The sequence below is a fragment of the Aquiflexum lacus genome (genome assembly GCF_015476655.1).
In the GTDB taxonomy this organism is placed as follows: domain Bacteria; phylum Bacteroidota; class Bacteroidia; order Cytophagales; family Cyclobacteriaceae; genus Aquiflexum; species Aquiflexum lacus.
Genome location: NZ_JABFHF010000028.1, coordinates 38057 through 50579 on the forward strand (window position 1 = coordinate 38057; position 12523 = coordinate 50579).

The 12523-nt window shown below is 36.9% G+C and carries 9 protein-coding genes and 1 pseudogene; 5 read left to right on the forward strand and 5 right to left on the reverse strand.

The features are described from left to right. Positions 1-158: 158 nt before the first annotated feature. On the forward strand, positions 159-1877 hold the full coding sequence (gene lysS / locus HMJ38_RS20150; protein WP_194976245.1) for a lysine--tRNA ligase: 1719 nt from the start codon (positions 159-161) through the stop codon (positions 1875-1877). Positions 1878-2301: 424 nt separating this feature from the next. Beyond that, positions 2302-3516 (forward strand): arginine deiminase, encoded by a 1215-nt coding sequence (locus HMJ38_RS20155; RefSeq protein WP_194976246.1) that lies wholly within the window; start codon positions 2302-2304, stop codon positions 3514-3516. 58 nt (positions 3517-3574) lie between these two features. On the opposite strand, the gene HMJ38_RS20160 is transcribed toward HMJ38_RS20155, so the two are convergent. Next, the gene (locus HMJ38_RS20160) at positions 3575-5218 is read right to left on the reverse strand and encodes an Ig-like domain-containing protein (RefSeq protein WP_194976247.1); all 1644 of its coding nucleotides are present in this window, start codon (positions 5216-5218) and stop codon (positions 3575-3577) included. 343 nt (positions 5219-5561) lie between these two features. On the opposite strand from HMJ38_RS20160, the gene HMJ38_RS20165 reads away from it, so the two are divergent. Further along, complete coding sequence (locus HMJ38_RS20165) at positions 5562-6335, forward strand: LytR/AlgR family response regulator transcription factor (protein WP_194976248.1); 774 nt, start codon at positions 5562-5564, stop codon at positions 6333-6335. 9 nt (positions 6336-6344) lie between these two features. Here the strand turns inward: HMJ38_RS20165 and HMJ38_RS20170 are convergent, their stop codons facing one another. Beyond that, a complete protein-coding gene (locus HMJ38_RS20170) occupies positions 6345-7658 on the reverse strand; it encodes a carotene biosynthesis protein (protein ID WP_228780169.1) in 1314 nt (437 codons plus the stop codon). Between the two features lie 488 nt (positions 7659-8146). Between HMJ38_RS20170 and HMJ38_RS20175 the strand changes: the two genes are divergently transcribed. Next, positions 8147-9541, forward strand: a complete 1395-nt coding sequence (locus tag HMJ38_RS20175) for an undecaprenyl-phosphate glucose phosphotransferase (RefSeq protein ID WP_194976249.1) — start codon at positions 8147-8149, stop codon at positions 9539-9541. A 168-nt stretch (positions 9542-9709) separates the two neighbouring features. Here the strand turns inward: HMJ38_RS20175 and HMJ38_RS20180 are convergent, their stop codons facing one another. From HMJ38_RS20180 to HMJ38_RS25385, 3 genes and pseudogenes are all read right to left on the reverse strand, one after another. Further along, positions 9710-9901 carry a hypothetical protein gene (locus HMJ38_RS20180; protein WP_194976250.1) on the reverse strand — a complete coding sequence of 64 codons (192 nt, stop codon included), beginning with the start codon at positions 9899-9901 and terminating at the stop codon, positions 9710-9712. Positions 9902-9953: 52 nt separating this feature from the next. Then, positions 9954-10223 (reverse strand): DUF4372 domain-containing protein, encoded by a 270-nt coding sequence (locus HMJ38_RS20185; RefSeq protein WP_194976251.1) that lies wholly within the window; start codon positions 10221-10223, stop codon positions 9954-9956. A gap of 41 nt (positions 10224-10264) precedes the next feature. Next, positions 10265-10872: pseudogene (locus HMJ38_RS25385) on the reverse strand (IS1595 family transposase); the annotation flags it as partial. Positions 10873-11488: 616 nt separating this feature from the next. On the opposite strand from HMJ38_RS25385, the gene HMJ38_RS20200 reads away from it, so the two are divergent. Next, entirely contained in the window at positions 11489-12514 is a 1026-nt protein-coding gene (locus tag HMJ38_RS20200) for a DUF354 domain-containing protein (RefSeq protein WP_194976254.1), read from the forward strand. The last annotated feature ends 9 nt before the right edge of the window (positions 12515-12523 follow it).

Sequence of the window (12523 nt, forward strand, 5' to 3'; positions counted from 1 at the left end):
GAATGTTGGGTAAACATATAGTTTCAAATTAAATATTATTAAAGAGAAAAGGAGTCCTTTGCGTAAGTAAAGATTTAGGAAAATCAAATATTTTTCCATCTTGTGTCTTGCGTCTTGTGTCTTATCCCGATAGCTATCGGGACTAAAATCTAAAAAAAATGCAGTTATTAAGCGAACAGGAAATAGAAAGAAGAAAAGATAGGGAAGAGTTGATGAAATTGGGAATTGACCCCTACCCTGCCGAATCATTTCCGATCAATGTCACCGCGGCGGACATCCATAAAAATTACGAAAACAGAAAAACTGATTATAAAGACATCTCCATTGCAGGCAGGTTGATGACCAAAAGAATTATGGGGTCTGCTTCTTTTGCAGAAATCCAGGATTCTACAGGAAGACTTCAGATTTACCTGAGAAGAGATGATCTTTGTCCCGGTGAAGACAAAACTTTTTATAACACCATATTCAAAAAACTTTTGGGTATCGGTGACTTTATCGGAGTGAAAGGATATATTTTCACTACTCAAACCGGAGAAATTTCGCTTCATGTCACAGATTTGAAAATCCTTTCTAAATCTATTAAACCACTTCCTGTGGTCAAAAGAGATGAGGAAGGCAATGTATATGATGGTTTTACCGATCCTGAATTAAGATATAGACAACGTTATGTTGATTTGACAGTGAATCCTGAGGTGAAAAATGTGTTTGTCACCCGGTCCAAAATCATCAGCAATATGCGCCGCTATTTTGATGACCACGGATGGTTGGAAGTAGAGACTCCCATCCTGCAACAGGTACATGGGGGTGCTGCTGCGCGTCCATTCAACACCCATCACAATACCCTGGATATGGGGCTATTCCTGAGGATAGCTAATGAACTTTACCTCAAAAGATTGATAGTCGGTGGTTTTGAAGGGGTTTATGAGTTTGGGAAAATGTTCCGGAATGAAGGCATGGACCGAACCCACAATCCTGAATTTACATCCATGGAAATCTATGTGGCCTACAAAGACTATATATGGATGATGGAAATGGTAGAGGAATTGATTGAGAAGGTTACAGAATCCATCCATGGTACCACCATTTTAACAGTTGGAGACAAACAGATTGACTTTGCAGGGCCTTATAGAAGGTTGACCATGTTTGATTCTATCAAAGAATATGCAGGCGTGGACGTCAGTGAGATGGATGAGGATGCATTGAAAAAAGTATGCGCTGACTTTGGCATTACGGTTGACAATACCATGGGCAAAGGAAAGCTTATAGATGAGATTTTCGGAGAGAAAGTAGAGGCAAATCTGATTCAGCCTACTTATATCACCGACTACCCCGTTGAAATGACCCCTTTGGCCAAGAAACACAGAAGCAAAGCAGGCTTGGTAGAACGTTTTGAACTTTTTGTCAACGGCAAAGAAATCGCCAATGCCTATTCAGAATTGAACGACCCAATCGTCCAAAGAGAAAGATTTGAAGAACAATTGAAATTGGCAGCAAGAGGAGATGATGAAGCCATGGCCATGGATGATGATTTCCTGCGTTCGTTGGAATATGGCATGCCCCCTACCTCAGGTTTGGGTATTGGAATAGATAGGTTGACCATGTTGTTGACCAACAAAACCACTATACAGGAAGTGTTGTTTTTCCCACAGATGAGGCCTGAGAAAAAAGTGCAGATTGCCTCTGATGAGGATTTTATGGCATTGGGTATTCCCGCAGGATTAATCCCTGCCATCCGTGACCTAAACATCCATACCCTTGAACAATTAAAAGAACAGGATGCCAACAAGCTCTTCAATGATGTCTGTGGGCGAAGGAAAAAGTTGAAACTTGATGCTGCAAATCCAAGTAAGGAGGATGTGGAGAGGTGGTTGGTTTAAGGTAGAATTTAGAGGGATAAAGGAGAAAGGATGAAGGTACAGGGTAGACCTGCCTGCCGGTAGGCAGTTTTTAGATTTTAGAAAAGCTACTTCTTGTCACTTCGACGGCAGGTCTTGTCCGCCGTGGCGGAAGAAGTCTTTTTACCTTATTCGGGGCAGGTAGATTTCTCCCTACGTTCGAAATGACAAAGCTAAAGTCTTTGACACAATTAAATCAAAAATTACAATCAAAAACACCAAAAGGCTTATCCTTGTCACTTCGACAACAGGTCTTGTCCGCCGTGGCGGAAGAAGTCTTTTACCTTAATCGTGGCAGGTAGATTTCTCTCTCCCATTTTAACAACAATCCATTTTTAAGTTATTTTTTTACCCATATTTTTAATTAATTGAATATATTTAGATTTATTCGGCAAAAAAACAAACCATGAACCTAAGACTCAACTCTGAATTTGGGACATTGAAGGCTGTGTTGATGCATAGGCCAGGAAAAGAGATTGACAGACTGACCCCTTATAATAAGGACTTGTTGCTATTTGAGGATGTACCTTATTTGGAAGCCATGCAAAAGGAACATGATGTATTTACAGACTTGATCAAACAGACTACAGGGGCCCAAGTATATAGGTTACACGAATTGCTGATTCAAGTCTTGTCAAATCGGGAGGTTTTGGAGAAATTGATGCATGACGCTTTATCCAAATCCGGATTGACACATTTCAAAGAATATATTTTTGACAGATTATCCACAGCAGAGTGTGCCACAGCCCTGACCGCAGGTGTCAAAGTCCACGAACTCAAAAGAAAAATTCCAAATCTGCCCTCAGGAGAATTGATGGATTATGCTTTTGTGATTCCGCCAAGTCCAAACCTTTATTTTCAAAGGGACCCCATGGCCATCACACCGGGGGGAATTATTTTCTCCAGTATGAAAATGGAAGGAAGACAAAGAGAAGCGAATCTTTTGAGATCTATATTTGAAAACCATCCTGATTTCAAAGACCATGTCCATCAGATATACCCTGTGAATGGACATGAATCCCCACCGAGTATTGAAGGTGGAGATGTAATCGTGCTATCAAAAAAAGCAGTAGCTATCGGCAATTCGGAACGCACAGATGAAAAAGCCATCTACCATATTGCCAAATCCTTACTCGCTGAAGGAACAGTCGAAAGGGTTTATGAGGTTCATCTACCTAAAAAAAGACAGTATATGCATTTGGATACGGTATTCACCATCTTGGACGAAAACTTGGTACTCACCTACCCTGATGCCCTTAATTCCGTACTACAGACTTCCCTTTATACATTAAAAGAAATCAATGACGATAAAGTGCATATCAAAAGACAAGTGCTCAATGAGTCTTTACTTACAGTGCTGGAAAAAGAAATCTTACATCTGGAAATTCTTTCCACTGCCGATGGTAAGCCGGATTATTCTATGCGTGAACAATGGTTTGACGGTGCCAATGTCTTTGCCATAGGACCAAGGAGGGTGATTTCTTACAATAGAAATATCCATACGAATCGGGCTTTAAGAAATATGGGGGTGGAAGTTTTGGAAATCCCTTCTTCTGAGTTATCCAGAGGCTTGGGTGGCCCTAGGTGTATGACAATGCCCCTGAGTAGGGCTAAGATATAGTAAAAAAAATAGGGGGAAAATTTCCCCCTATTTGATTGACTCCAGAATTTTTTAATTTTTAAAAGCCCGTTCCTTTCTCAGGATTCAGGTCATCAGATTTTCTCTCGATTATTCCTTGTTGACTTATTCTGGCACTTAACAGCTCAGTGATCGGATTGGTATCAATCTGTGCTACACCAGCCAAAACTCTTGTATTGGAGCGATCATAAAATAACGGGAAATCATCCGGTCCCAATTCTATCACTGATGCACAAGCAATAGTGAAATTGGTAAGGTCTCTTGTAATTGGATGAGGTCTCAATGATGCCAATGGTAAGTTATTGTATCCACAGTCCACCGCTTGCCCTATATTTCTCATAAAGGCTCCCATATTGATCAAAAATTGATTTTCAGTATTTATACCAGCGTTTGTGTAAAAACCATCCCATTCGCCGACAAAGATTATTCTGCCACCTTCAAGCGCAAATGATTTCAGGGTATTTATTTCATTCACTGTATAGGGAACTATAGGTAACCATAAGAAAAGCACTTTTACATTTTCAGGTATGTTGGTCAGAGTGCCACCTGTCGAACTTATATCCTGAATTGTGAAACCTTCGCTTTGTATCAGATTTCTCAATGGATTCCATCTATTTCCTGTCTCACAGGCAGGTGGCCTATCCACCACTGTAAATCTGGAATTTCTTCCGCAATCAAACATTATGACATCTCCTGAATTTCTGATCCCTGGAGCAGAGAAATTAATCAAATTTTTGACAAACAACTGATTATTGGGATTGCTTATGGCATTATTGTCAAAAATGTTGAAATCATTGAAAACTACAACATCTCTTCCTGGTCTGGGCCCAATGGCTTCTTGTACAAAAAGATCAGCTTCCCCAGTAACATCAAAAGAGGTGGCGAAAATTTTTGAAAATCCAAATTCCAAACCCTTAGCCATCCCATCTTGGTTAATACTTGCCACCGTGGAATTCCCCACATCCCATTTGACCTTTAAATCCAATACTTCACCAAAAAAATTGTAAACAATCGCCTCAAATTGCTGTTCTCCATCTTTTAGTATCGTAGCTTCAAGAGGTAAAATTTCAATTTTAGCCGGGCAGATTTTATCTTCGATTCTAAAATCAATTCTAAAGGTTTGATTTTGTACAACTGGGACAAGACCGGATTCCAGTTGCTTCGCTGGAGACGGTACTATCCCAACATCTACAAACCCAAGGATTTTTTCTCCAACCCTCACCCTTATTCTATAGATTTTACCAAGAATAACCTTGGATTCTGAAGTATTCCATGTAGCAGAATAGAACTCTTCAGATTCGTTGACAATAATTTTTTTATCAGAGGAGTTCTCCCTGCTAAAGGTAAGAAGGATGTTTTCAAAAGACAGGTCGTCACTGATTTCTACTACCGGTTTTAGGCTCTGATGGAATTTTCCATGATATTTGGGGGATTGCCCTACCGTTGGAGCTAGAAAATAAAACTCATCTATTCCATCATTGGCTGCATCGGATATACCAATCTTCCCATAATTAATTGACAATGATTGTGACAAAAGATTAAGATCATTGCTGAAATCTTCATCCTTGACAATCCCCTCTGTGCAGGACCCTAGGACTATGATCATACTGACCAAGATCCAGAACCGTTGTTTAAAATTGCCCTTTGAATATTTAGCAATTAAAGTTTCATTAAAGTTTTTCATGGTTAAAAGTGTTTAGGTTAAATTTTAATAAAATCAATATTCCGAAAGCCAAAGCGGAAATAAATAAAGGTACTTGGCCATAAACCGTTTGGAATTTATAAAAAGTTAAATATTTGATTTAGCTTCATCAATCATGAATGTACAGTCAACCCTTTTGGCTGTACCAATAGACCACTTAAATGTACGGATCAAGTTATCCAAAAATTTAAAATACAGTTTTTTTGTGTTGAATTATTTTTTTTTAGATATAAAAATGAAATTAAATTTGATTTTTTCTTAAAAAAGTTGGAAATTCAAATATTCTCGGTAGTTAACCTCTTTGTAATTTTTAAAATCCGATTAGATGGCACCAATTAATGTAGCAATTGTCGATGATGAGCAAAATACAATTGATTCATTTTACCGACTTACACGAAGCAAATGCCCTGATGTTGATGTATTGTTTGATTGTTCCAATCCGGACACTTTCCTCAACAATTATCAAAATCACTTGAACAATGTTGATATTCTGTTTCTGAATATTGCCATGAAACCAATAAGTGGTCTCGAACTCTTGCATAAACTTCAGAAAAACAACAAGTGCCTGGGATTTGAATTTGTATTTCTTACCACTTATGATGGGTTTACCACTGAATCTTTAAAATATCGTGCACTTGACTATTTATTAAAACCGTTAGTTGAAGATAAATTCTTAGAAACCTTGCATAAATGGAAATCTTCAAAAAATAAAGAAATTGATTTTTTAATAAAAAACTATTTTGAAGGACCTTTGAAAAAGGACAAGCGGATTGCCATTCCAACTTTTGAGGGTTATGAAATATTGGTAGTTGAAGATATTATAAGAGTTGAAGCAGAACGCAATTATAGCAAAATCAAATATTTAAATAATAATAAGGAATATCTGGTTTCTAGGAACTTAAAAGAGTTGGTAATGCTTCAAGAAAACCATGGCTTTTTACGGATTCACAATTCGCATATAATCAATCCATTTTTTATCAAAAAAATCCTTAAGACTGACGGGGGAATAGTAGAAATGTCTGATGGTACACGGATAAGAATCACAAAAAACAAAGAAATCATTCTTGAACTTTTATTTAAACAGATCCCAAAAATCTGATTCTTTACCTTAATACTTCCTCCTTTTCAGAATTTTAGGGATCATTTTTAACCCTATATAAAAAAACAAAAGACCATATTCTATGATAATGAAAACCCATGGTTCTTGGACTTCCATATTCCTGTAGGCAGCGTAAGAAAGGAAAACCAAAAATGTCCACATTAAAAATACCCTGTTTTTAGTGAGCACACTGACACCAAATGCAGGAATCAGATACCAAGGATGAACCACAGGCTGCAGCAATAAAAAAATGAGATAAATCCAGACTATTCCTTCTGCCAAGTCTTCAGCCTTCTCAATATTCCAAAAATACACAAAACCAATAATGCTCAAAAAGGTAGCCATGTTTAGGGCTGGACCCAAATAAGCGATGGGATTATAGCCCAAAAAAAACGAAAAGAAATCCCTCAACAAATAGTAAACCGAAGCATTAAATTCAAAATTATGCTGATACAAACTTAAACTTTTCCAAAAACCCGCCAATCCATTGTCAAAACTTAATGGAATCAATAAAAGCACAATTAAAATGCCTGATAAAATAAAAAAAGAAATCAGCTTATTTTTAGTCCAAGCTTTTAACCATAAAGGCCCTAATATCAAAGGGGTGAGTTTTAAACCCACTGCCCAAGACCATCCCAAAGAAGCAGTTACATTTCTTTTTTTGTTAAACGCGTAAACCGACAACAGCAAGCCTGTCAGAACAATCCCTTCAAAATGGAGATTCCCTGAGATTTCCACAATCACCAAAGGGTTGAAAGCATATAGCCATAAGGCCCTATTGGGAAGTCGCCATTCCTGAATGATTTTCCAAATCAGGTAAATATTCAACAAATCAAATAAGATTAAGACAAGTCTAATTGACATGATATTCATAAGCAGATGCTCCCCCGTCATCGCAGCAATCCAGAAAACAGTTTGATGCAAGGGAGGGTAAACCGAAAAATAATTGGGTGAATTCATTTCCGTCAATAGCGTGTTCCAAAAAGCATTCGAAACAATCCCCGTCTCCTCAAATGCGGTCAATGGTAAATACAAATAAGGATTTACCCCATTCTCTAACAATTGACCATCAAAAACATATCTGTAGAAGTCATCCGATAATTCGGGAACAGCGACAATGAATACCAATCTTAAAATAATTGCGGCCGAAATTCCTGACCAAATTCCCGTTTGGTTATTTGTGAACTCCCTTGCCATTAAAATATAAAGGCCAAAAGCAAAAGCAAAACAGGTCAGTTGAACAGCAAAATCCTCTCTTGGTATCAAATACCCGAAAACTAATAATATCAGCACATAGAGAATTCCAAAAACAGACGTTTTCAAATTGGAATGATGATTGTTCAGTTGCAATAGATAAAAACTTATCAATAAAAACAATACAATGAGCGCTTTGAGAACTTAAAGGAGGCACATCATTATACAAATCTGAATAATATTTACATAAATCAGTGTTTTTCAGTAGTTTAATTTCAGAAATTTTGAAAAAATTTTAAGTATGAAAATTATAATAAAAATTTATATAAAATCTGTTTAGGTATTTTTAATGCATTTTTTTGCTTTTCAAATAATTTTTAATGCATTTTGTTTTTGTTTTTAATTTTTATCTGTATATTTGAAGCTCTGAAAGTTTAATATTAACCATAAGGCAAAGAAATAGTAAAGACGAATTAACAGGAATGAAAAACAAATTTTTGTATATTTGTCATCCTTATTTAAGCCTAAGATAACTTTCAACATTTATAGTTTACCAGTTTCACAAATAATTGAACCTCGTACAAAAAAATTTTATTACAATTAATTTTTAAAAGGCTATGACAAATCTTCACAAAACAAATGTCCCAATTTTAGTTTTTTGGGACGTGTTGAATTTATCTCTTGCGTTTTTTATATCCTTATACTTCTACAGGATTAATGACTCCCTATTTCAAAAAATGGAAGTTGTTTTCCTATTGAGTCTGATCTCACTTTGGTTGATCATTGGATATTCTAACAAACTTTATGGAGAATGGGCAGGCAGCAGTTTCTATAAATCAAGAATGACCAAATATTTCAAGACTTATTTCATTCTTGCAGGTATTATAGGCATTCTCTATTTGATCTTTTCCTTTCCGAAAGATGTCAGAAATCTTTTGATGGCCATATTGGTCGGTATTCCATCTTTGGGTGTTATTACCAATTCCCTTGTCATCAGGTTTTACACTCCCATCAGGGACCGAAGGGTTAAAATGAGTACTACATTGATTGCAGGTTCAGGTGATTTGGCAAAAAAAGTAGCGGCATCCTTAGAGTCAAATTCTTACGCTAAATTAGCTATTCAGGGTTTTATTGACTGCAGCAATGATGGTCAAGTAGGTTTGAAAAAAGAAAGAGTTGTCACTAACCTTGAATCCCTAAAGGATTATTTGAAAGATAATTTCGCGGATGAAATCATCATTGCACTGCCATATAATCAATTGGACCGCATAAAATCCATTGTTGAAGTAGCAGATTTTCATGGGACAAGAATCAGATTCATCCCTGACTACCAAGGTGTATTTGGTGAAAATGTTAAAAGTTACCAATTTGGTGATTTGCAGGTGGTAAATGTCCGCCAACTACCTTTGGACAATTGGTTCCCGAATTTCATCAAAAATGTTTTTGATGTGGTCTTTGCCTCACTAGCGTTGATTGTTTTATCCCCCTTTTTCTTCGTGATCGGTGCATTGATCAAATTGGACACTCCAGGACCCGTTTTCTACACACCTGTACGAATTGGCAAAGGAGGAAAACCTTTTAAAGTCTATAAATTCAGGAGCATGGAGAGTTGTGACAATATCATAGGAGGAACGCAATCCACAGTAAAAAATGACCCAAGGATTACTAAAGTGGGCAAATTCCTTAGAAAATATAGTATTGATGAGATGCCACAGTTTATCAACGTCCTGACAGGAGAAATGAGTGTGGTAGGCCCTAGACCTCATAGATTGTTCCTGAATCAAGTGATGCAGGAAAGCGAAGACAAATACATGGTCAGACATTACTACAAGCCCGGCATTACCGGTTGGGCCCAGGTTAATGGATGGAGAGGACCATTGGAAACTGAAAACCAGAAAAAGCAAAGGACTTCACACGACCTTTGGTATCTGAGACATTGGACATTTTGGTTGGATATCAAGATTGTCTGGTTGACGATTTTTGGAAAGAAGACGCATAAGACTGCTTTTTGATTTTAAGCTTTAAAATTAAAATTCCTTCAAGTGCCTATCGAAAAAATCGATAGGTACGTTTTTATTTAATTCGTGGAACAGAAACCTTCAGACACCCGATCATTTACTTTGATAGCATTAAAAATATCAGCGAAAATCAGATAAATTTGTGGACACCTTCGGCCAGGTTCATTTTGGCAAACACCTTGGCCCCTCTTTTTTTTTTCCATCCAAAGGGTTACGGCCGGCTCCCTTCAGGATTTCTTTGAAAAGTGTGATAGTATTGGAGTCAAAGACTTCAACCATCCTCGGATCCACCTCTCCGCCTATATCAAGCCAGTTGCCCTGAAGGCTGGTTCTGTAATAAGTATAAAGTCTCATGTCAAGCAGTGCAAACACCTTATTGTCACATTTTCGGTTAGCGTCGGATAGTTTAGATCCTGGCTGGTAACTGTTTATAGCCGAATGGGATCAGCTTTTTGGCAATCAAAGAAATATTCTCGCAGACCTCCCTAAGACTGCCATTCCGGGTAAGGACGGCATAAAACATACATATGAAATGGTCTGCGGATTTAAATTTCTTGTAATACCTGTCAGAATTTTCCTGTTCCACGACTTCGTTGAAAACCTCTTTCGGGATCATTGATAAAAGCTGGTCAATGATGGGGTGTCCAGGCAAAAAATTCTTATTATATTGCTTCATATTTTTTTTTCTTGGTCGAAGCAACAATATGAAAAAGATGGGACCATATGATACCTCTGAAGGTCTCTTTTCAGATTGCTTACCCATCTCAGGTTGAACTTCCCGAAGAAATTTAGATGATATGCGTATCAATACAGTCAGCAATATTGACTAAAGTAATACTTTCATCTGTGTGAAGGACAGCATCTTTATCAACCAGTTTCTTGACTAGTTTTTCCGAGGTTTTGGCTTTTAGGCTTTTTATCTTCACCATTTTGAAGTATCGACAGCTTTTGTCTTTTTCACTGGTATTGTAATCTTCCAGAACAGTGGATTTAGACATTACCGTAACAGAAACCTGTTTCTGGTTACCTCTTCCTCTTTTAAGGTCTTTTTGGTCGGAGGTACTTGTTGTTTTACCGATGAAGGCTTCATTTTATCCCACCATATCTTCGCTTTGGTACAAGCTATCGCTTTCTCCCATTACCTCCCTGACTTTGTGTTAAAGCCTGAAAACAGTCATATAACGGCTGTGTCCCATCTGTCTCTGGAGTTTAAGGGCACTCAATCCTTTCTTGGTTGCACTGATAAGAGTCAAGGCCAACAGCCATGTCTTCAGGAGGAGTTTACTGTTTTCCATCACTGTCCCGTTTTTAAGACCTGTTCTGAAACATCATTTCTTGCATTGGAACACGTCTTTGGCTTTGAACAAAACAGTATACAAGGCTCCTTTGTCCGTACTATTTGGATTTCAAGAGCGAAAGTAGGAATAAGGATTATGGACCTGCTACATTTGAATAGATATTAAATTAAGCCCATTTCTTATATTTGGGACAATGAGAATGAGTAAAAGAGAGAGAAAAACATTTGACGAGGCCTTCAAAAGAATGGCAGTTGAATTGAACCAGGGGAGAGCACCGACGACATAATTGGATAGGTAAGTGTGTACGTGAAAAACGTAACCTTGTAAGTTACTGATAATCAAAAAAAAAAAAATGGGAAGGGATGGGGAGTAAGATTTGGTTTTTAAAAAACCAAAAAGTATCTTTGATAAATAATATCACCCAAAATAGTGATTCGACGTGCTCTTTTAACCAACAACAATAAGTTAAGGTTGATATTTTGTAAAATTGATAAGGTTATTTTGTTGTTTTTTGATCTACAGAATTCCTCGCGGGAGAGATTATTAACTGTCCTTCATAAATATCAATTTTTGCGATCATCAATGGGCTTTTAACTTTATGAGTAACCTGCATAAGGAATATTAAAAAAAAATTCTTTTAAGTATGCGTATTTTATTTGATTTAAACCATCCTGCACATTTTCATTATTGTAAAAATTTTATAAAGAAAGCACAAGAGGTTGGTCATTCTGTTTGTATTACATCTAGAGATAGATATCCACTATTAGAACTTCTTAACCAAGAAAAATTTGAATACATCAACAGGGGCAAGGGGGCTAAAACATTTTTATCAAAGATTTTATACCTATTCGTTGGCAATTATCGGGTATTGAAAGTTGCACTTGAGTTTAAGCCTGATTGTTTCGTGGCATTTAATTCTTCTTATGCTATTCATGTAGGATGGCTTCTAAGAAAACCTGCTTATTTATTTGATGATACTGATCATGCAAAATTGGACCACGCTGTTACGTTTCCATTTGCAACAAAAATATTCACGCCTGCATGTTATAGACGAGAGATAGGGAAAAAACAAATACGGTTTAACAGTTTTCTTGAAATTGCATATCTTCATCCCAACTACTTCTCACCAAAGAAAACTGTATTAGACGATTTAAAAATTAGTCTCGGAGAAAAATTTGTGATATTTAGGTTTGTTTCATGGCAAGCATCTCACGATGTTGGTCATAAAGGTATTAGCCTAGAAAATAAGATTAAAGCTGTTAAAGAATTTACAAAATACAGCAGGGTTGTTATTACATCTGAGGAAGAATTACCAGCGGAATTAAAACAATACCAAGCAATTATAGAGCCCTATAAAATGCATGATGCAATTTATTATGCATCTTTACTAATTGGGGAAAGTGCTACAATGGCTAGTGAAGCCGCTATGTTAGGAACTCCCTCAATTTTTATAGACAATGATGGAAGAGGTTATACAGATGAATTAGAAGAAAAATATGGCCTTGTCTATAATTTCACTGAGTCTATCGAAGATCAATTAAAAGCCATTAAAAAGGGAATTGAAATTCTCCATGAGGATAAGAACATTTATACTGAACGTAGAAATAAGCTTATTGGTGAGAAAGAGGATACGACTCAGTTCATGCTCAGGGAAATACTAGGTAAGTAATACAATGCT